At 59.2% G+C, this 26594-nt stretch carries 23 protein-coding genes; 20 read left to right on the top strand and 3 right to left on the bottom strand.

Annotation, left to right across the window (positions count from 1 at the left end):
* Positions 1–14 precede the first annotated feature (14 nt).
* Positions 15–1034, bottom strand: a complete 1020-nt coding sequence (locus G1C95_RS08680; protein WP_169172569.1) for a LacI family DNA-binding transcriptional regulator — start codon at positions 1032–1034, stop codon at positions 15–17.
* Positions 1035–1293: 259 nt separating this feature from the next.
* On the opposite strand from G1C95_RS08680, the gene G1C95_RS08685 reads away from it, so the two are divergent.
* From G1C95_RS08685 to pstB, 19 genes are all read left to right on the top strand, one after another.
* Positions 1294–2316, top strand: coding sequence for an L-rhamnose/proton symporter RhaT (locus G1C95_RS08685; RefSeq protein WP_169172570.1), 1023 nt, complete (start codon positions 1294–1296; stop codon positions 2314–2316).
* A 68-nt stretch (positions 2317–2384) separates the two neighbouring features.
* The gene (locus G1C95_RS08690) at positions 2385–3482 is read left to right on the top strand and encodes a Gfo/Idh/MocA family protein (RefSeq protein ID WP_169172571.1); all 1098 of its coding nucleotides are present in this window, start codon (positions 2385–2387) and stop codon (positions 3480–3482) included.
* A gap of 28 nt (positions 3483–3510) precedes the next feature.
* Positions 3511–4392: an amidohydrolase family protein gene (locus G1C95_RS08695; protein WP_169172572.1), complete on the top strand. Its 882-nt coding sequence runs from the start codon at positions 3511–3513 to the stop codon at positions 4390–4392.
* Between the two features lie 133 nt (positions 4393–4525).
* Positions 4526–4855 (top strand): L-rhamnose mutarotase, encoded by a 330-nt coding sequence (locus G1C95_RS08700; RefSeq protein ID WP_205832788.1) that lies wholly within the window; start codon positions 4526–4528, stop codon positions 4853–4855.
* Positions 4856–4931: 76 nt separating this feature from the next.
* Positions 4932–5804 (top strand): dihydrodipicolinate synthase family protein, encoded by an 873-nt coding sequence (locus G1C95_RS08705; protein ID WP_169172573.1) that lies wholly within the window; start codon positions 4932–4934, stop codon positions 5802–5804.
* Positions 5805–5860: 56 nt separating this feature from the next.
* A complete protein-coding gene (locus G1C95_RS08710; RefSeq protein WP_169172574.1) occupies positions 5861–7000 on the top strand; it encodes an extracellular solute-binding protein in 1140 nt (379 codons plus the stop codon).
* 14 nt (positions 7001–7014) lie between these two features.
* Complete coding sequence (locus G1C95_RS08715) at positions 7015–8184, top strand: CaiB/BaiF CoA transferase family protein (protein WP_169172575.1); 1170 nt, start codon at positions 7015–7017, stop codon at positions 8182–8184.
* A complete protein-coding gene (locus G1C95_RS08720) occupies positions 8184–9314 on the top strand; it encodes a CaiB/BaiF CoA transferase family protein (protein ID WP_169172699.1) in 1131 nt (376 codons plus the stop codon). Before G1C95_RS08715 ends, G1C95_RS08720 begins: the two co-directional genes overlap by 1 nt.
* A 101-nt stretch (positions 9315–9415) precedes the next feature.
* Complete coding sequence (locus tag G1C95_RS08725; RefSeq protein WP_169172576.1) at positions 9416–9865, top strand: MaoC/PaaZ C-terminal domain-containing protein; 450 nt, start codon at positions 9416–9418, stop codon at positions 9863–9865.
* A 436-nt stretch (positions 9866–10301) separates the two neighbouring features.
* Positions 10302–11432 carry a 3-deoxy-7-phosphoheptulonate synthase gene (locus tag G1C95_RS08730; RefSeq protein WP_240947506.1) on the top strand — a complete coding sequence of 377 codons (1131 nt, stop codon included), beginning with the start codon at positions 10302–10304 and terminating at the stop codon, positions 11430–11432.
* A 78-nt stretch (positions 11433–11510) separates the two neighbouring features.
* Positions 11511–12713: a 3-deoxy-7-phosphoheptulonate synthase gene (locus G1C95_RS08735; RefSeq protein WP_169172577.1), complete on the top strand. Its 1203-nt coding sequence runs from the start codon at positions 11511–11513 to the stop codon at positions 12711–12713.
* Positions 12714–12754: 41 nt separating this feature from the next.
* Positions 12755–13462, top strand: coding sequence for a 5'-methylthioadenosine/S-adenosylhomocysteine nucleosidase (gene mtnN, locus G1C95_RS08740; RefSeq protein WP_169172578.1), 708 nt, complete (start codon positions 12755–12757; stop codon positions 13460–13462).
* A gap of 350 nt (positions 13463–13812) precedes the next feature.
* Entirely contained in the window at positions 13813–15117 is a 1305-nt protein-coding gene (locus tag G1C95_RS08745; protein WP_169172579.1) for an MFS transporter, read from the top strand.
* A 293-nt stretch (positions 15118–15410) separates the two neighbouring features.
* Positions 15411–16772 (top strand): sensor histidine kinase, encoded by a 1362-nt coding sequence (locus G1C95_RS08750; protein WP_169172701.1) that lies wholly within the window; start codon positions 15411–15413, stop codon positions 16770–16772.
* A gap of 118 nt (positions 16773–16890) precedes the next feature.
* Positions 16891–17595: a response regulator transcription factor gene (locus tag G1C95_RS08755; protein ID WP_169172580.1), complete on the top strand. Its 705-nt coding sequence runs from the start codon at positions 16891–16893 to the stop codon at positions 17593–17595.
* 191 nt (positions 17596–17786) lie between these two features.
* Entirely contained in the window at positions 17787–18914 is a 1128-nt protein-coding gene (gene pstS, locus G1C95_RS08760; protein WP_169172581.1) for a phosphate ABC transporter substrate-binding protein PstS, read from the top strand.
* A gap of 182 nt (positions 18915–19096) precedes the next feature.
* Entirely contained in the window at positions 19097–20053 is a 957-nt protein-coding gene (pstC, locus tag G1C95_RS08765) for a phosphate ABC transporter permease subunit PstC (RefSeq protein WP_169172582.1), read from the top strand.
* Positions 20053–21042 (top strand): phosphate ABC transporter permease PstA, encoded by a 990-nt coding sequence (pstA, locus tag G1C95_RS08770; protein ID WP_169172583.1) that lies wholly within the window; start codon positions 20053–20055, stop codon positions 21040–21042. Before pstC ends, pstA begins: the two co-directional genes overlap by 1 nt.
* A 40-nt stretch (positions 21043–21082) precedes the next feature.
* Positions 21083–21862, top strand: a complete 780-nt coding sequence (gene pstB / locus G1C95_RS08775; protein WP_169172584.1) for a phosphate ABC transporter ATP-binding protein PstB — start codon at positions 21083–21085, stop codon at positions 21860–21862.
* A gap of 279 nt (positions 21863–22141) precedes the next feature.
* Here the strand turns inward: pstB and G1C95_RS08780 are convergent, their stop codons facing one another.
* Together G1C95_RS08780 and G1C95_RS08785 are read right to left on the bottom strand one after the other, a co-directional pair.
* Positions 22142–23200: a LacI family DNA-binding transcriptional regulator gene (locus G1C95_RS08780; RefSeq protein ID WP_169172585.1), complete on the bottom strand. Its 1059-nt coding sequence runs from the start codon at positions 23198–23200 to the stop codon at positions 22142–22144.
* 51 nt (positions 23201–23251) lie between these two features.
* On the bottom strand, positions 23252–24838 hold the full coding sequence (locus G1C95_RS08785) for a glycoside hydrolase family 31 protein (RefSeq protein ID WP_169172586.1): 1587 nt from the start codon (positions 24836–24838) through the stop codon (positions 23252–23254).
* A gap of 329 nt (positions 24839–25167) precedes the next feature.
* Between G1C95_RS08785 and G1C95_RS08790 the strand changes: the two genes are divergently transcribed.
* Positions 25168–26409, top strand: coding sequence for an ABC transporter substrate-binding protein (locus G1C95_RS08790; protein WP_169172587.1), 1242 nt, complete (start codon positions 25168–25170; stop codon positions 26407–26409).
* Positions 26410–26594: the final 185 nt, after the last annotated feature.

Genomic DNA, 26594 nt, shown 5'->3' on the forward strand with positions numbered 1-26594 from the left:
CTAAGAAAATATCTTCATTGCTGGCGTGGCGATGAAGTACTTTCTCGCTGAACGATGTGAGTGGGAAGGATGATGTATCGATCCTCAAGCGTGTCATCGCGCGATTCGCACACCATTTTCAAGGCCTTGCGCGCGATGAGATCGAATGGCTGGCGCACGGTGGTCAGCGCGGGGGAAAGGTAGGGGGAGGGGTACGTGTCGTCGAAGCCGATGACGGAAAGATCGTCGGGGATGGAGATGCCGCGTTCCTGCGCGGCCTTGTAGAGGCTGACCGCCATGAGATCGTCGAAGCAGAATATGGCGGTGGGCGGTTCGTCGAGTTCCAGGAGTTGTATCGCGGCCCGGTAGCCGGCCTCCGAGGTGTAGTCGCCTTCGGCCACTAGTTGCGGATCGCAGGTCAGACCGGCTTTGCCGAGCGCTGCCTCGTATCCGGACAGTCGTGCGGTTGAGGATTGCCTGTCCGTAGGCCCGGTGATGGCACCGATGCGGGTGTGCCCCAGTGTGATGAGGTGTTGTGTGGCGTCGAATCCACCGCACCAGTTATCGATATCGATGCCCAGCAGGTCGTCGCTGATCTGCCCGTACGAATTAATGGTCACGTAAGGAATGTTTCGTGATTTCAGGAGTTCCGCGCCTCGCTGGGGCATGGTGGACAGCAGTGTGATAACGCCCATGGGGTTGCGGTCGATGATATCGCGGAAGCATTCGTCGGTGTCTTGTGGGCCGTCGAGTCGGGTGACGGTGATGCCCACGGAAAAATCTCTGGCCTGATACACCAGCTCCTTGGCCAGTTCGAACGAGCCGTTGTTTTCAAGGGAGGCGATGACGAACTCGATGGTTCGCGAGGTTTTGGTGCTGGCTAGGGATTTGGAGTATCCATGCGTTGACAGCAGACGTTCGATGGTCGTTCGGGTCTGTTCGGCCACGCCGCTTCGTCCGTTAATCACTTTGGACACGGTGGCGACGGAAACGCCTGCCTCTGCGGCTATTTCCGCCAGCTTGGCTTTGCGGGCGCGAGTGTCTGTGTTTCCCATGCTTCCTTCCCTCTCTTGCGTGCATATGGATTGTGCCATTCGCGTCGTGATATGACACCGTCACATGATGCGTTCCCCGATGAATGCAAGCAATACGCCCCAGCATACAGTAAATTTACGACACGCGCTTGAAAATTTCCAAGCTTGAGTATAAAGTTTAGTTGTGACCTGGTTCACATATGGGAGGCAAGGAAGCTGCATTACCCCATTGGAGCCCAGGAGCAAGGACATAACATCACCTGCTACAAAGGAGAAAGCAATGGTAGCTGTCGGATTTCTCGTGCTTCTGATTGCAACTGTTTTCCAAGGAAGTTTCGGAATTTGCTTTAAGAAGTACCAGCCGTTCTCGTGGGAGGCCTTCTGGGCACTGTTCTCGATCATCGGTGTGCTACTTATGCCGCATATCTGGTGCGCCATTCTCGTGCCCGACTATTTCTCGTATCTGGCCTCGACCCCAATGACCACGCTGGTTACCGGTGCAGCCTGCGGCTTCTTCTGGGGCATCAGCTCCATCTGGTATAGCTTGGCCATCAACTACATCGGCGTCTCCCTGGTCACCGGCATCAATCTTGGCCTGTCCAATCTGCTGGGATCGCTGATTCCGATGTTTGTGCTCGGCACATTCCCGTCCATGTCCTCGCTCATCCTGCTGTTGGTCGGTCAGGCCATTCTGCTGGGCGGTGTCGCTGTGCTGTCCAAGGCCGGCTTCATGAAGAACGACACCGTCAAGGTCGAAGACAAGCAGGACGCAAAGTCCAAGACGAAGTCCCTGTTCATGGTCGGCTTCATCATGGCCCTCGCCTCCGGCGCCGGCTCCGCGGCCATCAACATCGGCGGCTCCTTCTCGAACTATCCGGTCAACCTTGCCACCGAAGCCGGCGTGACGCCGATGTACGCCAATCTGCTGCAGTGGCCCGTCGTGTTCTTCGGCGGATTCCTCGCCAACTTCGGCTACGCCGTCTACAAGCTCATCAAGAACAAGACCTACACCGATTACACCAAGCCCGGCTGCGCCAAAGCCTACGGCAAGGTGCTGCTCACCTCCTTCGTCTGGTTCGCCGCCCTCGGCGTCTACGCAATGGCCACCGCGCTGCTTGGCAGCTTCGGCCCCGTGGTCGGCTGGGTCGCGTTCAACGGCCTCGCCCTGATCATCGCCAACCTCTGGGGCTTCAAGGATGGCGAATGGAAGGGCCATCCGAAGGCCAGGAACGTGGCGCTTATCGGTAACGCGGTCATCATCGTTTCGCTGTTCGTTGTCGGCATCGCCAACGGCATGGCCTGACGAACATCCACCACCCATCAATCGACAATCCCAACCCATACAACGAAGTATCCACGAAAGGAACCCTCATGGCAGTTGATAACGTTTCCTCTCTCGAAGAGCTCAACTACGTGCCTGAAATGCCCGAACATCCGCGCCCGATCGTTTCCATCGCCACCGGCGGCATCGTCACTGGCTCGCATTATCCGGCCTATAAGCTCGCCGGCTATCCGGTAATCGGCACCTATGACATGAACAAGGAGGCCGCCGTCAAGGCCGCCGAAATCGCAGGCGCCGACTTCGTGGCCGACAGCCTCGAGGAAATCATCGAATACGGCGCACAGCACAACGCGGTCTACGACATCGCAGTGCCCGCCAACGCCACCGCCGACATTCTCGAAAAGCTGCCCGACGGCGCAGGCGTGCTCATGCAAAAGCCGATGGGCGAGAGCATCGAAGAAGCCCGTCGCATCCTTGAGATCTGCCGCCGCAAGAACCTCACCGCCGGCGTGAACTTCCAGCTGCGCCAGGCCCCCTACATGCTGGCCGCGCGCAAACTGGTCACCGCCGGCGTCATCGGTGAGATCGTCGACGTCGACCATCGTCTGGTCGGCACGCAGCCGTGGAACCTGTGGCCCTTCCTCTTCCCGAAGGATCGCGTCGAGATCAACTACCACTCGATCCACTACATCGACAACATCCGCAGCTTCGTGGGTGATCCGAAGACCGTGTACTGCAAGACCATGCAGCATCCCAAGATGCGCGACCTCGCCCAGACCCGCACCGCGATCATCATGGATTACGGCCCGGATCTGCGCGTCAACCTGCACATCAACTTCAACCATGACTACGGCAAGAAGTACCAGGAATCGATCTTGAAGCTCGAAGGCACCGAGGGCGCCATCCGCATCAAGCTTGGCCTGATGTACGACTACCCGGACGGCGAGCCCGACAAGGTGGAGCTCTACACCTACGAAACCGGCGAATGGCAGGACGTCCCTGTGCGCGGCAGCTGGTTCAACGAGGCGTTCATCGGCACGATGGGCGGCTTGATGAAGAAGCTCGACGACCCCTCCTACGAGTACATGAACTCCGTCGAGGACGCCTACCACACCATGTGCGTGGTCGAGGCCGCCTACAAGTCCAGTGCCGACGGCGGCGTGGTCGTCGCCGACTACGAGATCTGACCGAACCACTGTGCGAAAGGCGTATGACATGCGTATCGTCGATACCCACGTCCATATCTGGAACACCGAGGAATACCGTCTGCCTTGGCTGGACGGCGAAGGCCCCACGCTGAACCGGGTCTGGACCGCCGCCGACTACTTGGCCGAGCAGCACGGCGCAGACGAGTATACGATCGACAAGGCCGTGTACGTCGAGGTCGATATGGCCGCCGACGAGCGACCTCGCGAGAACGAGCTCGCCGTGGCGCTTGTCGACGATCCATCCACGCCTTTCGCGGGTGCCTGCGTCTCCGGTGATCTGAGCGACCCGCACTTCGCGGATTATATTCGTCCACTGGCCGACAAACCGCAGATCAAGGGCGTTCGTCAGGTATTGCACGTGCCGTCGGCCGCGCCCGGCACATGCCTTGGCGAAACGTTCATCGACAACGTGCGTCTGCTCGGCGAACTCGGTCTGGTGTTCGAAGGATGCGTGCGCAACCCCGAGCTCGTCGATCTGGCAGCATTGGCCCGCCAATGCCCCGACACCACGGTGATTGTGGACCATATGGGCATCGTCGACGCCGATATCGCCGGTCTCGAACATCCGCAAGGCGACGATGCGGCGTATCTGGACGCATGGAAGCGCAATCTTGCGGATCTCGGCTCGCTCAGCAACACGGTATGCAAGGTATCCGGCCTGAACCCGGCACAGCCATGGTCCACGCAAACCCTTGGCCGTGCGGTGTCCGTGGCCTTCGACTCCTTCGCGTCGGACAAGCTGATGTTCGCATCCAACTTCCCCGTGCTCAATGTGGCGCTCACGCTCGACGAGTGGGTGCGTGCCATGTTGGACATCACCAACGATATGGCACCGCAGGCGCGCGAAGCGTTCTTCTCAGGCAACGCCGAACGCGTGTACTCGCTGTAGTCATACCGCAGACCGCTCCCGTGTCCGGTCTCGTCATGTCGGACGCGGGCCCATTCCAGACGCAATACATATCCACCATTACTCACCATCTATCCATCACACAGAGCCCATCACACAGAGGAGCTAACCCGCGATGAGCACCACAATCCAACGTTTCGGAAGCGTATCCCGAGCCGACGGTCCCGAGGGATACAACAAGTACAAGGCCTTCCACGCCAAGCCATTCGAAGGCGTGAACGAAATGATTAAGGCCTGCAACCTGCAGAACTACTCCATCTACTACTACGACGGGCTGCTGTTCTCCTACTACGAGTATGTCGGCGACGATTACGAGGCCGATATGGCCAAGATGGCAGCCGATCCCACCACGCAGGAATGGTGGGCCGCGGTGGTTCCCTGCATGAAGCCGTTCACCGAAGACGGACCGTGGGTTGATATGGAGCAGCTGTACCACCTCGACTGATGCGGTGGGCCGCGCTCAATGTGCAGCGCGGCCCAATCATTGCCATATAGAAAAGACTGAGAAAGGAGCGCACGACATGGAAGGCCTGTATGTGGCGGCCATCGTGCCATACGATGCCAACGGTGCCATCAATGACGAACTTATCCGCCAGTTGGTGGAGCAGAATCTCGACGAGGGGGCAGCGGGCTTCTTCGTGGAAGGTTCGAGCGGAGAATGCTTCCTGCTAAGCCCCGAGGAGCGTCTGCACCTGTTCGAAGTGTTCGCCGAATACAAGGACCGTTGCACGCTGTTCGCCCATGTCGGCTCCTGCGGCACCGACGAGGCCGTGCGGTATGCCAAGGCAGTCAAGGAGATGGGCTACCAGCGCGTGGCCGCGACCCCGCCGATCTACTTCGGATATTCGCCGGCAGCCGTTGCCTCGTATTACGACGACATCGCATCCGCCATCGGAGACGGCGTCTACTATTACAACATTCCCATGAACACCCACCGCACGCTGGACTTCTACAATGCGGACACACGTGCGATGTTCGCCAGCGGATCCATCGCCGGATTCAAGCACACCAATCTCGACCTGTATGAGATGGATCGTCTGCGCGCCATCAATCCCGACCTCAAGATCTTCGGAGGCTTCGAAAACCTGATGGTCGCGTTCCTGGCCATGGGCTGCGACGGATTCGTGGGATCGACCTTCAACTTCACCCTGCCGCACTTCACGAAGATCATGCAGGCGTTCGAATCCGGCGATCTCGACACCGCGCGCGATCTGCAGATTAAAGCCAACAATCTGATGGAAGTCATCATGCGTGAGGGACTATTCCCCTCAATCAAACACGCGATGACCGTGCGCGGCTTCGACGTGGGCGCGGTGCGCAAACCTTTCCTTCCGCTGAGCGACGAGGCCGCCGCTCGTGTGGACCAAGCGATCGCCGACAACCTCGTCGACTGACCGCTGCACGCATAAAGGCAAACCAATCCAACCTACAGACATTAAGGAGAGGCAACATGTCTGTTCAACTCAAAGGCATCACATGGGGGCACAGCCGCGGTTACACCTCCATCGTGGGAGTCACCCAACGCTATGCGGAGCTGCACCCCGGCTTCGACATCACCTGGGAGAAGCGCTCCCTCACGGAATTCGAAAGCAAGCCCATCGACCAACTGGCGGCCGAATACGATCTGCTCATCATCGACCACCCGTGGGCAGGCTTCGCCGCAGCCCACAATGTGCTGCTTCCCCTGGATGATTGGCTCGACGCCGACTTCATGGCAGACCAGCGCGCCAATTCGGTCGGCAAATCATGCGACAGCTACAACTTCGACGGATTCCAAAGCGCGCTCGCCATCGACGCGGCATCGCCCGTGTCGGTATGGCGCCCTGATCTGCTGGCGGCCGACCAGGTGCCGTCGACGTTTGAAGAGGTGCTGAGTCTGGCGCAGCAAGGACGTGTGGCGTTCGCCGGCACCCCGCAGTATCTGCTGATGGACTTCATCGGCCTGTGCAATACCGCCGGCGGAGATCTGTTCCGCGCAGGCAGCGAGCACGTCGTCGATCGCGCCACCGGCGTGAAGGTGCTCAACGACATGCGTTCCTTGGCGCAGCTGTGCGATCCGGCCGTGTTCGAATGGAGCACCATCGAGCTGCACGAACAGCTCGCGAAATCCGACACGTTGTGCTACTGCCCGTGGGTGTATGGCTATGTGAACTACTCCCGGCGCGGATACGCCCCCCACGTGCTCAAGGCCGGCGATGTGCCGACCTATGCCGGATCGCTGGTCACCGGCGTGCTGGGCGGCACTGGCCTTGCTATTTCCGCAAAAACCGAGCATCCCCGCGAAGCAGCCGATTTCGCCTCCTACGCGGTGTCGAGCGAGGTGCAGCGCACCTTGTTCACCGACAACGGCGGTCAGCCCGGACATCGTGCCGCCTGGCTGGACGAAGAATGCAATCGCACGACGCTTGGCTTCTTCGAAGACACGATCGCAACGCTTGATGCCAGCTACGTGCGGCCGCGGTACAGTGGATACCTCACATTCCAGGACAACGCGGGCATATACATCCAGGATTTCGTGCGTGGCGATGGTGCCGCCGAAACAGTGCTCGACCAGCTGGATGCCCTGTATGCGCGTTCCCGTGAACAGTAAGGAGCCTCACGACCATGAAACCGTTAGAGGGCATGATCGTCCTCGATTTCTGTCAATATCTTGCCGGCCCATCCGCAGCAATGCGTCTCGCCGACCTCGGCGCACGCGTGATCAAAGTCGAGCGTCCGGGCGTGGGCGACGGCTCACGTCGCCTTGCCTTGGAAGGCCTGTGGTCCGATGGCGACGCAGTCAATTTCCATACCATCAACCGCAACAAGGAAAGCGTCGCATTCAACACCAAAGATCCGAACGACCTCGCCATGGTCAAACGCCTCATCGCCCAAGCGGACGTGCTAATCGAAGCGTTCCGTCCCGGCGTGATGGACAAGCTGGGATTAGGGTACGAGGACGTCAAAGCGTTAAACCCCCGTATCGTCTATGGTTCAGTCACCGGATACGGCACGGTCGGCCCGTGGGTGAAAAAGCCTGGTCAGGATCTGCTCGTGCAGTCACTGTCCGGACTTGCCTGGCTCAACGGTGATGATGGGCAGCCGCCGATGCCGTTCGCATTGTCACTGGCCGATTCATACACCGGCGTGCATCTGGTAGAGGGCATCCTATCCTGCCTGATCCGACGCGAGACGACCGGCGAGGGCGGACGCGTGGAGGTCAGCCTGCTGGCCTCGATTCTCGACATGCAGTTCGAAGTGCTCACCACCTACCTCAACGACGGGCATCGTGCCCCGCACCGTGGCGCATATCATAATGCGCACGCCTATCTGGCCGCGCCATACGGCATCTACGAGACCTCCGATGGTTATCTGGCGCTCGCCATGGGCTCGGTCAGCCGCATCGGCGAGCTGATCGGATCCGAGGCAGTGGCCGCACGCACCGATGAGAGCGAATGGTTCACCAAACGCGACGAAATCAAGCAGGAGATCGGACAGACCCTGTGCTCGCAGACCACCGAGCACTGGCTGTCGCTGCTGGAGCCGGCGGGCGTGTGGTGCTCCGACGTGTACACCTGGGAGCAGCTGGTCGCATCCGATGCGTTCCAAGCTCTTGACTTCATTCAGGATGTGGCGCGTGAGGGAGACCCGTCGCTGCTGACCACGCGTTGCCCGATACGGTTCCTCGGCGAACAGCGTGATACGTCGAAACCCGCGCCGCGACTGGGTGCCGACACCGAACGCATCATCGTGGAATTCGGGCTCGCCGATGCAACGCAGGAAGGAGAGGCGTGATGAAACCATTGGAAGGCATCAAAGTATTGGACCTCAGCCAGTTCCTCTCTGCGCCGTCGGCCACGCTACGCCTGGCCGATCTCGGTGCCGAGGTGCTGAAGGTCGAGCGTCCGGGCGGTGGCGACATCTGCCGTTCGCTGTATATCTCCGACTGTGTGATCGACGGCGACAGCTCGCTGTTCCATGCGATCAACCGCAACAAGAAAGCCATCTCGCTTGATCTGAAGAGTGCTGACAGCCGGCTGGTTCTGGAACGTCTGGTGCGTGAGGCCGACGTGATGGTCGTCAACTACCGTCCGGGCGTGGCCGATCGCATCGGCATCGGATACGAGGCTATGAAGGCCCTCAATCCACGATTGGTGTATGGCGAGGTGAGCGGCTACGGCGAGCAGGGGCCGTGGGCGAGCAAGCCCGGGCAGGATCTGCTTGCTCAGGCGTTGTCCGGCATCTGCTGGCTGAATGGCAATGCCGACCAGCCGCCGACGCCGATGGGATTGTCCGTAGCGGATCTGTTCGCCGGGCAGCTGCTGGTGCAGGGCGTGATGGCGGGACTGCTGCGTGCCAAGCGCACGGGCGTCGGGGCGCATGTGCATGTGAGCCTGCTGGAGGCGCTGCTGGATATGCAGTTCGAAGTGTTCACCACGTACCTCAACGACGGCCGCAAGCTGCCGCAGCGTAGCGCCATCAATAACGCGAACGCCTATATCAGCGCCCCCTACGGCGTCTACGCCACGGCGGACGGATATCTGGCCCTTGCCATGATTCCGATTCCCAAGCTTGGCGAGCTTATCGGCTGCGAGGCGCTGCTCGGCTACACGGATCCGGATGACTGGCATCGCAAACGCGACGAAATCAAACGTGTGCTGGTCGACCATCTGGCCGGCGAGACCACAGCGCATTGGCTGGGGATTCTGGAGCCGGCGGATGTGTGGTGCGCGGATGTGTACACCTGGGATACCTTGATGGAGACGGAGGCGTTCCGCTCTCTTGACATGATCCAGACGGTTTCGCGACCCAACGGAGTGGGAATCGCCACCACCTGCTGCCCGATTCGTATCGACGGCGAACGCTACCAAGGCGGCCCGGCAGCGCCGACCATCGGTCAGGACAACGCGGAATACCTGCGCTGACCAACGGTGGCGCACATACCTATTCATTCAACTCCATACTGCTTAATACTGCACAAGAACGGCGGGAGGGATACCTTCCGCCGCATAGGAAAGGACAGAACATGGCCGAACAGACACTGTATTTCGAGGATTACGAGCTGGGCAGCACCCGAGTGACCGGTGCCCGCACGATCACCGAAGCGGATTTCGTGATCCACGCTGGGCAGACCGGTGACTTCTTCCCGCACCATATGGACGCGGAATTCGCGAAAACCACCGAATTCGGGCAGCGTATCGCGCATGGCACCCTCACCTTCAGCGTGGGCGTGGGTCTGACCGCCTCGTTCGTTAATCCGGTGGCGTTCTCCTATGGCTATGATCATTTGCGGTTCATCAAGCCGGTGTTCATTGGCGACACCATTCACACCGAGGTGACCATCCATGAGAAGAAGGATTCGCCCAAGCACGCCGATCAGGGCGTGGTAACCGAACGTCTCGCCATCATCAACCAGCGTGGCGAAACCGTGATGGTGGCCGACCATCTGCTGATGTGCCAGAAGAAGCCGTGCTGAACCAGCACTATTGCCTTCTGCGACGTTGACGCGCCGGACTGTGACCTCTCCTCACGGTCCGGCGTTTTCATATGGTTCGCCTGCCACTGCGCACGGATTGCCTGTAGGTCTGTACGTTTCGCCTGCGGTTTGGCACGAATTACCTGCAGGTTTGCACGTTTCGCCTGCGAACTTGTTACATACCTACGTAACAATTCCGCAGTCGAACCGTGACTTCCGATAGTCGAACCGTGACGGTTGACAGCTGAACCGTGATTTTCGTCAGCCGAACTGCGCGCCACCAACGGCCGTCCACGTCCAGCACGCGGGCGGCCGTTTCGTATTTCTGCGGTGGCTGAACTACAGTGTTGATTTCAGTGTGCGATATGAGAACACACCGCCGACATACGCGCATATTGGTGCGCGTAGAAGAGTTTTCACAGAAAGGAGAGTCGGCATGGCAGCACTGCGCGGTCCGGATAGTTCCGAAGACGAGCGTCGTTTGGGGGAGCAGGCCGTCTTTCCCGAAACGGTTGATGTCAATATCCGCCAGCTTGACCCGATTCCTGCCCCGCGCGCCTTCCTCAAGGAGCAGCCGCTCACCGATGAAATGAGCGAACTGGTGCTCCATTCGCGCCAGGAGATTCGTGACGTGCTCAACGGTCGCGACGACCGTCTGCTGGTAATCGTCGGCCCCTGCTCGATTCATGATCCCAAGGCTGCGCACGAATACGCCGAAAAGCTCGCCGCCGTGCGCCGCGAACTGGAAGATCGCCTGGTTATTGTGATGCGCGTGTATTTCGAAAAGCCGCGTACCACCATCGGCTGGAAGGGCCTGATCAACGATCCCGATCTCGACGGCCGCTTCAATATTCGCAAAGGCATGTGGATGGCCCGCAAGGTGCTCACCGACGTGCTGAGCCTGGGTTTGCCCGTCGCCACCGAATGGCTGGATCCGATTACCCCGCAGTACATCTGCGACGCGATCAGCTGGGGTGCGATCGGCGCGCGCAACACCGAATCCCAGGTGCATCGCGAGCTTGCCTCCGGTCTGTCGATGCCGGTGGGCTTCAAGAACTCCACCGACGGCTCAATTAAGGCCGCCGCCGATTCCTGCTTCACCGCCGGTTTCGAGCATCATTTCCTATCCATCAATCTCGATGGTCGCGTGATTTCCGCCGAAACCAAGGGCAATCCCGATTGCCACCTGGTATTGCGCGGCTCTTCCTCCGGCCCGAACTACGATGCCGAATCCGTCAAGGCTGCGCTTGAGGCGCTGAAGGCTTCCAAGGCTTCCGGTCCCAGCAACCACGGTTTGGTGATTGACGCCGCACACGGCAACTGCGGCAAGGATGAGAATCGCGAAGCCGAGGTCGTCGAAGAGATCGCTGCGCGCTTGGCCGCCGGCGAGCAGGGCATTACCGGCATCATGATGGAAAGCTTCCTAGTGGGCGGCAATCAGAAGCCCGCCCCGCTTGACCAGCTGGTGTATGGCAAGTCTGTCACTGACGCTTGCGTGCCGTGGGATCGCACCAACGAGCTGCTGCACACGCTGGCCGACGCCGTCACCGCCCGCCGCGCCCTGTAAACCGCGGCAAGCCCCGAGCCCAGCCGAGCGGTTGCATGTATCCTTGGAAACAGAGAAAGCCCAAGGAGAATACAAGTTATGCAACAGCAGGATGATCAGACGCGCGCGCTGAACAGTCCGGAGGATTTGCGAGCCATCCGTCAGGCGATGGATGAGGGCAAGAATCCACTGGTGGTTACCGATGTGCCGCGCTGGGAGGATCAGGTCGGAATCAGCCGTATCGTGAACCGTCGCGTAGTGGAGTTTGAAGTGCTGCCCACGCCGGCCCAAGTGTTGGCTGAGCAGCCGCTCACGCCACAAGCACAGGAGATCGTCGCCTATTCGCGCGACGAGATTCGCGCCTGCCTATATGGCCAGGACGATCGTCTGCTGGTGATTGTGGGTCCCTGCTCGGTGCATGATCCGGCGGCCGCGCTTGACTACGCACGTCGCCTGTCCCGTTTGAAGAACGAGCTGGGCGAGCAACTGCTGATTATCATGCGCGTGTATTTCGAAAAGCCGCGCACCACCATCGGTTGGAAGGGTCTGATCAACGACCCTGATATTGACGGCAGCTGCAATATTCGAAAAGGCCTGCTGCTGGCTCGCAAAACCCTGCTCGACGTGCTGGGCACAGGTCTGGCTGCTGCCACGGAGTTCTTGGAGCCCACCAGCCCCCAGTTCATCGCCGATGCGGTGAGTTGGGGTGCGATTGGCGCGCGCAACACCGAGTCTCAGGTGCATCGTCAGCTGGCCAGCGGCCTGTCCATGCCGATCGGTTTCAAGAACGCCACCGATGGTTCGGTTAAGGCACCGGCGGATTCTTGTTTTGCCGCCGCCCAGCAGCATACGTTCTTCGGTATCGACCATATGGGCCGTGCCGCCGTAGTCAAAACCCTTGGCAACCCCGATTGCCATGTGGTGTTGCGTGGCTCCAGTTCCGGGCCGAATTATGACGCTGATTCCGTGGCCACTGCGCTCGAGATGATCCGTGATCGTATGCCCGCCGACTCGGCTGCCGCACACGGACTGATTGTTGACTGTTCGCACGGCAACTCCGGCAAGGACGAACATCGCCAGGCTGAGGTTGTGCGCAATATCGCCGCACGTATTGCGGCCGGCGAGCAGGGCATTACCGGCATCATGATGGAAAGCTTCATCGAAGGTGGCAATCAGCCGGCCGCGCCCCTGAACCAATTGACGTATGGGCAGTCGATTACCGATAAGTGCATTTCATGGCCCGATACCGAAGCTCTGCTGCGTGAACTGGCCGAAGCCGTCGCCGCCCGCCGCTGGAACTGATGGGATGCCACATCCCAATTCGCAATTAAGGAGTATGCAGTATGAAGACTATTGCCATTATTGGCGCGCTGGATGAAGAAGTCGCGCTGATTGCCAAGTCGCTTGACTCGGTAACGCATACCAGCAAAGGCAGCCTTGACATTGTTTCTGGTGAGTTGGCGGCTAACAACGGTGAACGCGTGACGGTTGCGGCTACGGTCGGCGGCATGGGGCTGGTGAATGCTGCCGCCACCACGCAGCTGCTTATCGACGAGTTTGCTCCCGACGCCGTGATTTTCTCCGGTATCGCTGGCAACCTCAACCGCAACCTGCATATCAACGATGTGGTGCTCGGCGGCACGCTGCGCTATCTCGACACCGACATGCGTCTGGTGGGCCAGTGGAAGCCCGGCACCGCCGACAAGCCCATCGAGGAATTCCACAGTGATGACCATCTGCTGCAGATTGCCGATCAGGCGCTGTCCGCCGCCGGCATCACGCATATTATCGGCATCATCGCCTCCGGCAACTACTTCGTGGACACCCCCGCCAAGGTGAGCCAAGTGGTGCACGACACCGGTGCTGACGTGGTGGAAATGGAAGGCGCGGCCGTAGCCCAGGTCGCCGCCCGCAACGATGTGCCCGCGCTGGTGATTCGTGCGCTGAGCGACAACGCCGACACCGACTACGAGGTGTTCAAGGAATTCGACATTTCCGAATACGCCGATACCGCTGCACGTTTGGCCGTAGACATCGTCAAGCGACTGTAGGGACGGACATCCCATCCCAGTTCGCTTCAGCCGTTCGCCCAATCCATTCGTCCGGTTACTCGTTCAGTGGGCCGCTCAATCGAATGTCGGTCGCGAACAGGGTGCCTCTGTGAGGCATATAACAGGCAGTCCGCATAATGGACTGCCTGTTCCGTTTTGCGGGCCAACGCGCCATACTCGTGTTCCGGCACAGCGATGTGCGGGAACGAAGTCGCTGGGCCACAAGCCATTTCTCGTTTTCTTCCCGCTGCCAATTCCGCTGCGCCCTAGCCGTTATCGTGCGCTTATCTATCATGCGCACAGCCGCACTGGGGTTATTCTGCGGTCATAATTGGGAAGAGAAAACAACAATGTCTGCAAGCGTATCTGCTGCAACCAAACCGGTGAAGAAGGACTCGGTTCCTGAAATCATCGCCGCCTCGATGGTGGGCACCGCCATCGAGTTCTACGACAACTACTGCTACTCCATCGCGGCCGCCAGCTACTTCGGCGCGATCTTCTTCGCGAACGTCACCAACCCGGCGCTCGCCCAGATCATGGCATTCACCACCTTCGCGGTCTCCTTCCTCGCCCGCCCGTTCGGCTCCATGCTGTTCGGCCACTTCGGCGACAAGATGGGCCGTAAGAAGACGCTGGTTATCGCCCTGCTGACCATGGGTATCGCCACCTTCCTCGTCGGCTGCCTGCCCGGCTATGAGCAGGTTGGCGGCGTTTCCGTCATCATCCTGTGCGTGTGCCGCGCCTGCCAGGGTGTTGGCCTGGCCGGCGAATGGTCCGGTGCTGCACTGGTCGCCACCGAAAACGCTCCTGCCGCCAAGCGCGCCCTCTACGGTTCCTTCCCGAACCTTGGCGCTCCGATCGGCTTCTTCTGCGCCTACGGCCTGAACCTGCTGCTTACCACGCATATCGGTCAGGAACAGATGGGTGCCTGGGGTTGGCGTATCCCGTTCCTCGCTTCTGTGATTCTGGTGGCCATCGGCCTGTACGTGCGTGCTCGCATGAGCGAAACCCCGGTGTTCAAGCAGGCTTCCGAAGAGAAGCGCACCTCGAAGCACCCGCTGCGCGATCTGCTGCCTTACTGGAAGGAAGTCGTGCTCGGCACGCTGGCCATGGGCGTCACCTACACGCTGTTCTACGTGCTTGGTACCTGGTCCCTTTCTTATGGTGTGAAGGGCCTTGGCTTCCAGCAGAGCGAATACTTGCTGCTGCAGATGGTTTCCGTGGTCTTCTTCGCCATCTTCATCGTGGTCTCCTGCGTGTACGCCGACAAGGTGGGCCGCAAGAAGGTGCTGTTCGTCACCACCGCTGCCACGTTCGTGTTCAGCTTCTTCACCCCGTTCCTGCTCGTGCACTCCGCCAGCCACATTCTGATCTTCCTGTGCATCGGCTTCGTGCTGATGGGCGGCCTGTTTGGCCCCTGCGGCGCTTACCTGCCTGAGCTGTTCCCGGTGCACGTGCGCTACTCCGGCGCTGGCCTGAGCTACAACCTCGCCGCCATCTTCGGTGGCGCGTTCGCTCCGACCATCGCCCAGGCGCTGGTCAACTCCAAGTTCGGCGTTGCCGGTGTGGGCTGGTACATGGCTGTGATGGCCGCCGTCGCCCTGCTCGCCCTGTTCCTGATCAAGGAAAGCAAGGACAAGGACTACACGCTGTGATGCGTTGCGCGTGTTAGACCGCTGTTTGTGGCCGTTGCCATAAGCGTTGGTCAGCGCACAAACGCGTGAAGTGTTTACCGTGAAACATGGGATTGCCTGTGTTTCACGGTTTTTTTATTGCGTGACACTCAGCAGTTGCAGCAGTTACTGCAGTTGCGACTGCTATCTGTCAGCTTTCGGCCGCTGACCATGGTTCAGCAGGAGCCGATAACCATGCTGAAGATGAACAACGGTTGAACTTACGTAGTTCCAGCTGTTGGCTACGTGTGTTGCGTTTTACGCTAGAGAACATGATGGAAATCTGGCAGATTGCGCTGATCGTGATAGTGGCCGCGCTGGTTGTGGCGTGGGCCGCCGTTATTGCGTACTCCAAGGGAAAAGCCGCCGGTCGTGCCGCCGCCGAACAGGCCGCGGCCGACGATGGCGACGCACTTAGTCTGTTCGGTGAGACTGTGCCCGTGCGCCCCACTGAACGCCGACTGATTGAAGTGATGCCCGAAGCATTGCTGGTCACCGACCGTAACGGCTTGGTGCGTTACGCCAGTCCGGGATCAGTACCCTTTGGATTGGTTGGCGGCAATCGCCTCAATTCGCGCGAAATCGAAGACATTCTGACCCAAGTTGCGTCGGATGGCGGCGGTGTGCGCGAACGTGAGGTGCAGTTGCCGATTCGGCGCAGGCCTCCCGTCCCCAGCAACGGCCGAGGTGTGGAAGCCGGGCAGTCGCTGCCGCAGAACACCCTGTATCTGCGTGTGCGCATCGGCGATCTCGACGATGATCTGTACGCCATTTTCATCAACGATGTATCCGAGCAGCGCCGTTTCGAAGCGATGCGCCGCGACTTTGTGACCAACGTGTCGCATGAGCTGAAAACGCCGGCCGGTGCTATCTCGCTGCTCGCTGAAACCGTTACCGATGCGGCTGATGATCCGGATGCCGTGCGCTATTTCTCCGGTCGTATCTCCAAGGAATCCGCGCGTCTGATCGAACTCGTGCACCATCTTATCGACCTGCAGAAGGCCCAGAATGCGCAAGGCATTATGAATGCGCAGCGCATTTCCGCGCTTGATATTGCGCGCGATGCCATCGCCGCCAACCAGGTGCAGGCGGACGCCCGGCATGTTGACATCCGTCTGAGCGTCAACGGCAAAACGGTGCCATCAGAGGCATCAGGCGTGCAGGCGGCCCCGGCAGCTGCGGCGTCGACAGATTCGGGGGAGCAGAGGAAACAGACGGAGCCGGCGGAACAGAGCGAACAACAAACTGCTGACGTTCAGCCAACGGACGCAGCCCCCATGATCGTTGCGGATAAGGAAGCGATTGTCACCGCCGTCAAGAATCTGGTGGAGAACGCCATCCACTATTCCCCGGAACACACCACGGTGGCTGTGGGCGTGGCGCAAAGCGGCGACAAGGTGACGATTCGCGTGGTCGATCAGGGCATAGGCATCCCCGCCAAATCACTCGATCGCGTGTTTGAACGCTTCTATCGTGTCGATCCGGCACGTTCGCGCGAAACCGGAGGATCCGGTCTGGGGTTGGCCATCACCAAACACTGCGTGCAGGAGAATGGCGGATCAATAGCTGTGTGGTCGCACGAGGGCGAAGGTTCAACCTTCACCATCGAACTGCCGGCCGCACCAGCAGAGGCGTAGCGCAGTTACACAATTACGTACTTCAAGGAAACGGAAGGCAAACAAGAAGAGAATGGCTACGATGGTGTCGGAGAATTTTGCTCTCAAGCGAACGGGAACATATCCAAGAAAGGCAACCATGACACGCATCCTTATCGTAGAAGACGAGGAGTCCTACCGCGAGCCGCTGGTCTACCAGCTCACCCGCGAGGGCTATGACGTGTCTGCTGCGGCCACTGGCGAGGAAGGCCTGGAACTGTTCACCAAAGGCGGCATCGATCTGGTGCTGCTCGACCTGATGCTGCCCGGCATCGATGGCACCGCACTGTGCCGGCGTATCCGCGAACAAAGCCGCGTGCCGATTATCATGCTTACCGCCAAATCCGCCGAAATTGACAAGGTTGTTGGCTTGGAAATCGGTGCCGACGATTATGTGACCAAACCCTATTCATTCCGCGAACTGCTGGCCCGCATTCGTGCCGTGCTGCGCCGCAACCAGGCGGTTGCCGAAGCCGCCGGTGCGCTGAGTGACGACGTGCCGCTGGTGTGTGGTGACATTGCCATGCAGGTTGGCCAGCATCAGGTCACCGTGCGTGGTGAAACCGTATTCTTCCCCTTAAAGGAATTCGAACTGCTCGAATACCTGATGCAGAACAAGGGTCGTGTGATGACGCGTCACCAGCTGATCGATCGTATCTGGGGCTCCGATTATGTAGGCGACACCAAAACACTGGACGTGCATGTTAAGCGCGTGCGCTCCAAAATCGAAGAGGATCCGGCGCATCCGAAGTACCTGACCACCGTGCGCGGATTGGGATATAAGATCGACGAGCCAACAGTTTGATGCCATAGCGGCATCAGGCTGATAAAAACTACGTAGCGGAGACGTAGTCGCATATATTAACAAGTGTTCATCTTCCGTTTACTGATTTCGGTCCAGCACCCCTCCACAAGCCCATAGTCTTGAATATGTCAAGAAATGAACGGGCGGCCAGAACCGCCCGAGACAGTTGATAGAGGGATTAAGAAATCATCATGAACAAGAACATCCTCGTCCGCTCCCTTGCTGCCGTCTGCAGCATCGCAACGCTTGCTTCCTTGGCCGCCTGCGGCGACAACACTGCTGCTCCGGCCGCCAACTCCAACGGCTCCAGCTCCACCACGACTGCCATCTCCGGTGACTTCCAGGGTGCCGGCGCCTCCTCCCAGCAGGCCGCCGTCGAAGCCTGGATCGCCGGCTTCCAGGGCACCAACCCGGACGCCAAGATCGCCTACAACCCCTCCGGCTCCGGCGCTGGCGTGACCACCTTCCTGACCGGCGCCACCGCTTGGGCCGGCTCCGACAAGGCCCTCGCCTCCGACGAAGTCGAGCAGTCCAAGAAGGTCTGTGCCGAGGGCACCGCCTTCGATGTGCCGGTGTATGTGTCCCCGATCGCCGTGGTCTTCAACCTGAAGGGCGTTTCCGACGCGGGCAAGCACGTCAACATGGACGCCTCCACCATCGCCAAGATCTTCGACGGCAAGATCACCAAGTGGAACGACGACGCCATTAAGTCCCAGAACCCCGACCTTGACCTGCCGGACACCCCGATCACCGTGGTGCACCGCTCCGATAAGTCCGGCACCACCCAGAACTTCGTGAGCTACTTCAAGGATGTGGCCCCGAATGACTGGTCCTACGATCTGTCCGAAAACTGGCCGAACGAGGTCGGCCAAGGTGCCAAGGGCACCTCTGGTGTGGTTTCCACCGTCAAGCAGGCCGATGGCACCATTGGTTACGCCGACTTCTCCGCCGTGGGCGACCTCGGCACCGTGGCCGTCAAGGTCGGTGAGAAGTACGTCGAAATCTCCGCTGAAGGCGCTGCCAAGACCATCGAGGATTCCCCGAAGGATGAGTCCGCCACCGGCGACAACCGCATCGTGCTGAAGGTCAACCACAACACCACCGTTGATGGTGCCTACCCGATCGCTCTGGTCTCCTACGACATCGTCTGCCCGGCTTACAAGGACACCAAGCAGGCCGAGTTCGCCAAGGCTTGGCTCACCTACGTGACCTCCGACGAAGGACAGAAGACCGCTCAGGATGCCGCCGGCACCGCTCCGCTGCCCAGCTCCCTGACCGCTGAGATTTCTAAGTCCATCGAGGCCATCAAAACCAAGTGAGCTTGAGCTCTCTGATCTGCTCTGTGCGAGTGTGAACCCTTCCCCAAAACCTAATCAACTGAACCATCAGTTTCCGCTTGAGCCGCAGTCGTTTTCACGGCTGCGGCTCAAGCGGGGGTAGGGCCCCACGTTCAAACCGGCAGTGACGAGAGACACTAAAGCCCTCACCATAAGGAGAATCCGTGAGTTCTCAAGACGACAAAACGATTGATCAGCCAGTCAGCGGTAAAACCGCCGACAAGGTGTTCAAAGGCGTGGCCTACGCCTGCGGCATCCTGATCCTGGTTGTGCTCGCCGCTGTATTCCTGTTCCTCTTCTTCCGCGCCTGGCCGCTGATCGGTGGCGATCAGGCCGCCAACAGCGAAACCGTGTCCAGCTTCACCGGTGGCAAGGCCTCCAGCTTCTGGGGTTATGTCGGGCCGCTGCTGTTCGGCACTGTGCTGGTCTCCCTGCTGGCCCTGCTGATTTCGTTCTTCGTGTCCATCGGCATCGCACTGTTTATCTCGCACTATGCTCCCAAGAAGCTCGCCACCGCGCTGAGCTATGTGGTCGATTTGCTCGCCGCTATCCCCTCGGTAATCTACGGTTTGTGGGGCGGCCTGGTGCTGGTGCCTGCAATCTATCCGTTCTGGAACTGGGTGGCCACCTATCTGGGTTGGATTCCGCTGTTCCAAGGCCCTGCTGCCAACCCGTCGCGTACGGTTGCCACGGTGGCTGTGGTGCTTGCCGTGATGGTGCTGCCGATTATCACCTCCATGTCGCGCGATATCTTCCTGCAAACCCCGCGTCTGCATGAGGAGGCCGCTCTGGCCCTCGGTGCCACCAAGTGGGAGATGGTTAAGCTCGCCGTGCTGCCGTTCGGCAAGTCCGGTATCGTGTCCGCCTCCATGCTGGCTCTCGGCCGTGCGCTTGGTGAGACGATGGCTGTGTTGATGATTCTGTCTCCTGGACTCAACTACTCCATCAAGCTGCTGCAGGCCTCGCAGAACCAGACCATCGCTGCGAACATCGCCGCACAGTATCCTGAAGCCAACGATCTGGGCGTTTCCACGCTGATTGGAACCGGTTTGATCCTGTTCCTGATCACCTTCGTGGTCAACTACATCGCCCGTAAGATCACCGAGAAAGCGAGTGCGTGATGAGTGCCGTTGAGAAATCACCTATGGACGGTGCCCCGAAGATCGACTTCGACAAGTTCCGCCCTACACGTTCTGCCATCCAGCGTCGTAACGTCAAAGATTACTTTATGCGCGGCCTGATCGCGCTGGCCTTCGTCGTTGCCTGTGTGCCGCTGATTTCCGTGCTGTGGACCACCATCATCAACGGTATCAAGCGACTGAACCTGAACTTCCTGAGCTACAACATGACCGGCGTGGTCGGCGGCAACCAGACCCCCTCCGGCGGTTACGGTGGTGTGCTGCACGCCATCATCGGTACGCTGGAAATCACGGCCGGTGCCATGATCATCTCCATCCCGATTGGTGTGATGTGCGCCGTGTACCTGGTCGAATATTCGATTCATGGCAAGCTTGCCACCACGATTTCGCTGCTGGTGGACGTGATGAGCGGCATTCCGTCCATCGTGGCCGGCCTGTTCGCCTTCTCGATGTTCACCATCATCTTCGGGCCGGGCACCATCAATGGTTTCGAAGGCTCTGTGGCTTTGTCGCTGCTGATGCTGCCGACCGTGGTCAAATCCTGTGAGGAAATGCTCAAGATCGTGCCGAACGATCTGCGCGAAGCCTCGCTGGCTCTGGGCGTCACCAAGCAGCGCACCATCACCAAGATCGTGCTGCGCACCGCATTGCCGGGCATCGTCTCCGGTGCCATCCTCGCTATTGCACGTGTGATTGGTGAAACCGCTCCGTTGCTGATGACCGCAGGCTTCATCTCCTCCACCAACGTGAACCTGTTCTCGGGCCAGATGACCACGCTGCCGGTGTACGTCTACCAGGAGTACTCCAAGCTGAGCGCCAACTGCCCGGCCAATGCCGATGCCACCTGCGTGACCACAATCCCGATGGAACGCGCTTGGGCCGCCGCCCTCGTGCTGATCGTCATCGTGCTGCTGCTCAACCTCATCGGACGTATCGTGGCGAAGGTATTCGCCGTGAAGACCGAGCGCTGAGCCGACCCGCTTTTTAGATAGAGAAATAAGGAAACATATCATGGGACAACGTATTGACGTCAACCACGAGAACATCTACTACGGCGACTTCCTTGCCGTGGAGGATGTGAACATCAACATCGAGCCGAACAAGGTCACCGCCTTCATCGGACCTTCCGGTTGTGGCAAGTCCACGGTGCTGCGCACGCTCGACCGTATGCACGAAATCATCCCCGGCGCTCATGTCGAGGGCGAGGTGCTGTTGGAAGGCAAGAACCTGTATGCCAAGGACGTCGACCCTGTGGCCGTGCGCCGCGATGTGGGCATGGTGTTCCAGCGCCCGAACCCGTTCCCGACCATGTCGATTCGTGAGAATGTGCTGGCTGGTGTGCGTCTGAACAACAAGCATCTGGCCAAGTCCGACGCCGACGATCTGGTCGAGTGGGCCCTGCGTGGCGCTAACCTGTGGGAAGAAGTCAAGGATCGTCTTGACAACCCCGGCATCGGTCTGTCTGGTGGTCAGCAGCAGAGGCTGTGCATCGCCCGCGCCGTGGCCGTGCACCCGCAGGTGTTGCTGATGGATGAGCCCTGCTCCGCTCTTGACCCGATTTCGACCCTGGCCGTCGAGGATCTGATCAACGAGCTCAAGAGCGACTACACCATCGTGATTGTGACCCACAACATGCAGCAGGCCGCCCGTATCGCCGACTTCACCGCCTTCTTCAATCTGAAGGCCGTGGGCCAGCCGGGCCACCTTGAATACTTCGCGGACACCACCACGATGTTCAACAACCCCCAAAACGAAGAAGCCGAGCGCTACATCTCTGGACGTTTCGGCTGATCTATCAGCCGAAACGTAGCGGCAGCCCGGTGGGCTGTCGCAATCGAGCTTCAGCTCGACAGGAACTTGTGCGCCGCTGTGTTGGCGGCGCTCCTTAATTGGACGTGAGGCTGATCTATCAGCCGAAACGTAGCGGCAGCCCGGTGGGCTGTCGCAATCGAGCTTCAGTCCGACAGGAACTTGTGCGCCGTCGTATGGCGGCGCTCCTTAATTGGACGTGAGGCTGATCCAGCCGAAACGTAGCGGCAGTCCAGTGGCCGTATATCTCCCGAATAGAAATCAGTCGCGCGTATTCCAGTCGACGGTGGTGGCGCGACGGGTGACCTCGGCCGGCCTGACAAGTTGGGTATGCGCGGGACTGCGATCTCCTTCGAGCCGTGTGAACAGGATATCGGTCGCCGCAGTCGATAGTTGTTCAGGCAACGTGGAGATGTTGGTGACGGGGTAGGGGAAGGATTTCGCGGCCAAATCGGCGCAGTGGGCGATCAGCGACACATCCTTGCCAGGCACGATGCGTCGCTGATCCAACAGGCGGAGCACCCATTCGGTCATACGCGGTTGTCTGACGATAATCCCGAGTCGGTCATCGCGGTGGGCTAGGAGCTGATCGGCGGTTGCGGCGAAACTTGCCCAGTCGCCGGTGATGCGCGGCACAATGGAAAGTTCCAGGCCTGAACGGCTTGCCTCGTCGGCGGCGCCCGCATAGAAATCTTCAACGAATTTATAGCCTTGCTGGGAGGCCACCATCGCGTCACCGACGATAGCGACATGGCGGTGGCCGGTCTCCGCGAGTTCCCGTACCGCCATTCGAGCCGCCTCTCGAGTGTCGAAATCGACCACGTCCAATCCCATGGCATCGTTTGGGCGGCCTATAAGCACCACCGGCATGTTGAGAGCTGCCGCGGCGGGGATGCGCTCGTCGTCGGGTTGCACATCCATGAGGATGAACGCGTCACAGATCGATTTTCCCGCCAAACGGTTGATTCCGGCGGATCCTTCGTTGGTGGTCGAGAGAATCACGTCATAGTCGTGTTTGCGGGCCTGAGCCACAATGGTATCGATATAAGGCGTGGTTTCGTTGGCGTCAAGGGATTCATGGATTTCGACGAACAAGGAGATGATATTCGTTTTGTTCGTGCGTAGCGTGCGTGCTCCGGCATTGGGCTGATAGTTGAGTTTGCGCATCGCCTCCTGGACTTTGCGACGCGTTGATTCGGAGACGTTGTATTTCCCGTTGATCACGAAGGATACCGTGCTTTGGGACACTCCTGCCAACGCCGCCACATCCTTGCTCGTAGGCGGGCGGTTCTGCGTGCGGGAGGCGGTATTGGCGGTCATGTGCAATCCTTCAGTGGACTTGTGATCTTGGGATTCTTCCTGCTCTTAAGGTTACTCGACTTTACGGAATCTCGGGATGCGCTCGATGTCGACGGGAGTGGTGATTGTGGTTGGTCCGACGATGCGCTCTCCCAGATCGGACAGCCATGTGCCGTGGGGAATCGCCACTCGGCGTTTTGACACCCCTTGTTCGGTTACCGGTGCGACGATCAACTTGTCTCCTAATAGGAACTGGTCATTGACCTTGTCGAATCCGTCATAATGATATGCCATTGGTCTCATGATCGGCTCACCTGTTTCCGCCGCGTATTGTGCCAATTCCTCGATGAGGGGCATGTGCTCGTCGCGAATACGCAGCGCGGTGTTCACGGCGGAGAGATGGTCGTCGTCGAGTACGCGCGACGGTGAGACGGAGAATTGCATCATTGGCGACAATGCGGCGATTTGCGCGTATCGGACGAAGAACTCCTGGTCGTTGCCGACGTGGTCCGCATCATTGACTTCGCCGCCGCCAATCATGTCTGGGCAGGTGAAGGGGTGTCCAATCATCGACTGCGCGAGTAGCTCGGGCACCAACGCTCCGATGCCATCGTCCGTCCACAGCGGGGGCTTGTCCTTGAGTCGCTGGGCCAACGGTTGTCCCCCCATCCTCCAGCAGGCTCGAAACTCATTGAAAGGATAGTCCAGTCCGATCGATGCCCAGCGCTCGCAGTATTCTGCCGGGGTGAGTGCATGATGGGGGCGGTCGTCGTCATGAAAGTCGTAGAAATCGGCCCCGTCGAATTTGAAGCCGTCTACGCCCAGGGCGCGAAGCGAATCCAGCGAATCCGAAAGCCATGCGATGGTGTCGGGATTGCTGAGATCCAGCAATGCGCTGAGGCCGTTCCACCAGCGGCGTACGGCCGTGTCTCCTGTGTGGTCGCGCAGCAGCAGTCCCTTTGCTTCCAGATCGCGGAATGTGGCCGAGTCGGGGCTGACGAACGGTACGAGCCATAGCATCACATGGAATCCCAGATTGTGCAGGTGCCCAATCATCGATTGAGGATCGGGGAACGCCGAACGGTCAAAGGTCCAGTCGCCGTAATCGGGGCACCACTTATCGTCGATCATGATCGTTCCCGCTGGCATGCCGGTGTCCAATATGGTGTGGGCATAGTTCAGCACCTTGTCTTGTGTGGGCTGATACGGCATTTCGATCCATGTGTTGTACTGTGGCTTGGTGAGCATCTCCATGGCCGGGGTGCGCTGCGATGCGGGGAAGTGATTGCGGGAGGCGGCCAAATATGCCTCGCGAAGATTGCCGTCGGTCTGGACGATGACGATCTGTCCGTCTGGTGATGTGCAGTTTGCGTGCAGTGTTCCGTGTTCGAACGAGAAAACGAATGTGCCTTCGGACCAGAGGTAGCGTCCTTTTGTGGACACCAGCAATGGGGCGCTTTGGTTGGAGGCGGTGGGGATTAGATTGTCCGATGTTCCGGCGGTCGAGAGGTTTCGTGCGAACGGGGCGTCTCCGAACGGCATATATCGCCCGTCTGACACGGTGCCTCCCCACCAGAGTTCGTCAGGCAGGAGGTCGATGGTGATCGAAGGGCCGTTGTTGGAAACGGAAACGGCTGATTGGGAGAGGACGGCTGGCATAAACGACTCCTTGATATGGGGAGGATGGGCGTCATCCCTCTGTGGATGACGAGACGTGCGGTAATGTCTGATTGTATTGTTAATACGAATTAATAATTTGTCAAGACGAGGAAATGTCGTCGCTGTTGTGGCATGGGTGGCATCGTTTGTGGGTATGGGTTATGTTCGGCGTGTAACAATTGAAATGACTTAATTTGCAACGTTTTTCCATATTTTGGTCTGTGTTGGTGGGAGGTGGGGTTGCATGAATGCGTAGGTGCTGGCATACTGTACACATGCGTTAATACGTATTAATAATTATCAAAGTTGATAATAGGAAAGGAAAAACAATGAAATTCTCCAAAAGCCTGATCGCGGCGGTTGCGACGGCGGCCATGATCGTTCCGCTGGCCGCATGCGGCTCTGCCGGTGCCGGTGATACGACTACCATTTCATATTTCTCTTGGAACAATGAGAACCAGGTCAAGCCGATTATCGAGGCGTTCGAGGCAGCCAATCCCGGCATTACCGTCGATCTGAGCACCGCACAGGGCGAGGCCTCCGACTACGCGCAGACGTTGACCACCCGTGCCGCAGGCAACCAGCTGCCCAACGTGTTCCATATGTCCATCGAAACCCGTAATGAGATCCTCGATGCCGGTCTTGCCCGTGATATCACCGACGAGGATTTCATGCAGTCCATTCCGGACACCAACAAGGAGCTCTATACCCGTGACGGCAAGGTGTATGGCATGAGCCCGACCGCCTGGGTCGGCGTCATCGTCTACAACAAGGACCTCTTGTCGCAGGTGGGATACGACTCCGTGCCCGAGACCATCGATGAATTCGTCGAGCTCGGTGAGAAGCTCAATGATGCCGGCATCACCGCGTATATGGACGATCCGACCGTCGTTTCCGGATCCTTCCAGCCGATGCTGGGAGGGTACTATGCGGCGCAGGGCATCGAAACCTCCGCGTGGCCTGAGATGGGCGAAGGCGGCACATTCACCGAACAGTGGAAGACGACTCTGACGGAGTGGAAGAAGCTGATCGATTCCGGCACCATGCCCAAAGAAGTGGTCGGTGTGACGAATGATCAGATCAAACAGCAGTTCATGACCGGTCAGCTTGCCATGTTCCGTTCCGGTCCGTGGGATTTCGCGGATCTCGATTCGTCCGGAATCGACTATGCCGTGGCGCCCTTCCCCGCCATTGAGGGCGGAGAGACCTATGTCGGCGGCGGCCCGGACTCTCCCTACGTCATTTCATCCCAATCGGAGGGAGACAAGCTTGAGGCGGCTAAGAAGTTCCTGAGCTTCCTCAACTCGGAAGAGGGCCTCAAGCTCGCCGAAGAGAATATCGGTCAGATCTCCGTGTCTTCCGAATACGCCGCCAATGTGGATGAGCACCTGCAAGACGTGTACGACGAATATGTGACCACTGGCAAGTACTACTGGACCAACTGGTCCCAGAACGGCAATGTGATGGCCACCGAGATGGTCTCGCAGTTCCAGCTACTGATGCAGGGGGAGGCCAGTGTGGACGAAGTGATCGCTCATATGGACGAGGTATGGGAGGCCAACGCCAAGTAACCTCATCTCCCATTGCGTCGCACGTCGACCATGGATAGATGATCCGTGGGCGCATTCCAATCACAGTGAAACCGGCGGGGCGGATTCCGGGTTTCCCTCGCGCTTCCGCCGGTTGATCACTTTTCCTGAAAGGCCAATTCCATGCCATCACAAGCTCGGGAACCAAAATCCCGACATTCCTCGAC

The sequence above is a fragment of the Bifidobacterium oedipodis genome, assembly GCF_012932425.1.
Lineage (GTDB): Bacteria > Actinomycetota > Actinomycetes > Actinomycetales > Bifidobacteriaceae > Bifidobacterium > Bifidobacterium oedipodis.

What these genes read in the sequence shown, in the direction of transcription:
- G1C95_RS08685 (WP_169172570.1), top strand. Translation starts at nt 1,294, where the DNA reads ATGGTAGCTGTCGGATTTCTCGTGCTTCTGATTGCAACTGTTTTCCAA.
- G1C95_RS08780 (WP_169172585.1), bottom strand. Translation starts at nt 23,200, where the DNA reads ATGACCGCCAATACCGCCTCCCGCACGCAGAACCGCCCGCCTACGAGC.
- G1C95_RS08695 (WP_169172572.1), top strand. Translation starts at nt 3,511, where the DNA reads ATGCGTATCGTCGATACCCACGTCCATATCTGGAACACCGAGGAATAC.
- G1C95_RS08785 (WP_169172586.1), bottom strand. Translation starts at nt 24,838, where the DNA reads ATGCCAGCCGTCCTCTCCCAATCAGCCGTTTCCGTTTCCAACAACGGC.
- pstB (WP_169172584.1), top strand. Translation starts at nt 21,083, where the DNA reads ATGGGACAACGTATTGACGTCAACCACGAGAACATCTACTACGGCGAC.
- G1C95_RS08725 (WP_169172576.1), top strand. Translation starts at nt 9,416, where the DNA reads ATGGCCGAACAGACACTGTATTTCGAGGATTACGAGCTGGGCAGCACC.
- G1C95_RS08720 (WP_169172699.1), top strand. Translation starts at nt 8,184, where the DNA reads ATGAAACCATTGGAAGGCATCAAAGTATTGGACCTCAGCCAGTTCCTC.
- pstS (WP_169172581.1), top strand. Translation starts at nt 17,787, where the DNA reads ATGAACAAGAACATCCTCGTCCGCTCCCTTGCTGCCGTCTGCAGCATC.
- pstA (WP_169172583.1), top strand. Translation starts at nt 20,053, where the DNA reads ATGAGTGCCGTTGAGAAATCACCTATGGACGGTGCCCCGAAGATCGAC.
- G1C95_RS08730 (WP_240947506.1), top strand. Translation starts at nt 10,302, where the DNA reads ATGGCAGCACTGCGCGGTCCGGATAGTTCCGAAGACGAGCGTCGTTTG.
- G1C95_RS08680 (WP_169172569.1), bottom strand. Translation starts at nt 1,034, where the DNA reads ATGGGAAACACAGACACTCGCGCCCGCAAAGCCAAGCTGGCGGAAATA.
- G1C95_RS08755 (WP_169172580.1), top strand. Translation starts at nt 16,891, where the DNA reads ATGACACGCATCCTTATCGTAGAAGACGAGGAGTCCTACCGCGAGCCG.
- G1C95_RS08745 (WP_169172579.1), top strand. Translation starts at nt 13,813, where the DNA reads ATGTCTGCAAGCGTATCTGCTGCAACCAAACCGGTGAAGAAGGACTCG.
- G1C95_RS08735 (WP_169172577.1), top strand. Translation starts at nt 11,511, where the DNA reads ATGCAACAGCAGGATGATCAGACGCGCGCGCTGAACAGTCCGGAGGAT.
- mtnN (WP_169172578.1), top strand. Translation starts at nt 12,755, where the DNA reads ATGAAGACTATTGCCATTATTGGCGCGCTGGATGAAGAAGTCGCGCTG.
- G1C95_RS08705 (WP_169172573.1), top strand. Translation starts at nt 4,932, where the DNA reads ATGGAAGGCCTGTATGTGGCGGCCATCGTGCCATACGATGCCAACGGT.
- G1C95_RS08700 (WP_205832788.1), top strand. Translation starts at nt 4,526, where the DNA reads ATGAGCACCACAATCCAACGTTTCGGAAGCGTATCCCGAGCCGACGGT.
- G1C95_RS08710 (WP_169172574.1), top strand. Translation starts at nt 5,861, where the DNA reads ATGTCTGTTCAACTCAAAGGCATCACATGGGGGCACAGCCGCGGTTAC.
- G1C95_RS08790 (WP_169172587.1), top strand. Translation starts at nt 25,168, where the DNA reads ATGAAATTCTCCAAAAGCCTGATCGCGGCGGTTGCGACGGCGGCCATG.
- G1C95_RS08750 (WP_169172701.1), top strand. Translation starts at nt 15,411, where the DNA reads ATGGAAATCTGGCAGATTGCGCTGATCGTGATAGTGGCCGCGCTGGTT.
- G1C95_RS08715 (WP_169172575.1), top strand. Translation starts at nt 7,015, where the DNA reads ATGAAACCGTTAGAGGGCATGATCGTCCTCGATTTCTGTCAATATCTT.
- G1C95_RS08690 (WP_169172571.1), top strand. Translation starts at nt 2,385, where the DNA reads ATGGCAGTTGATAACGTTTCCTCTCTCGAAGAGCTCAACTACGTGCCT.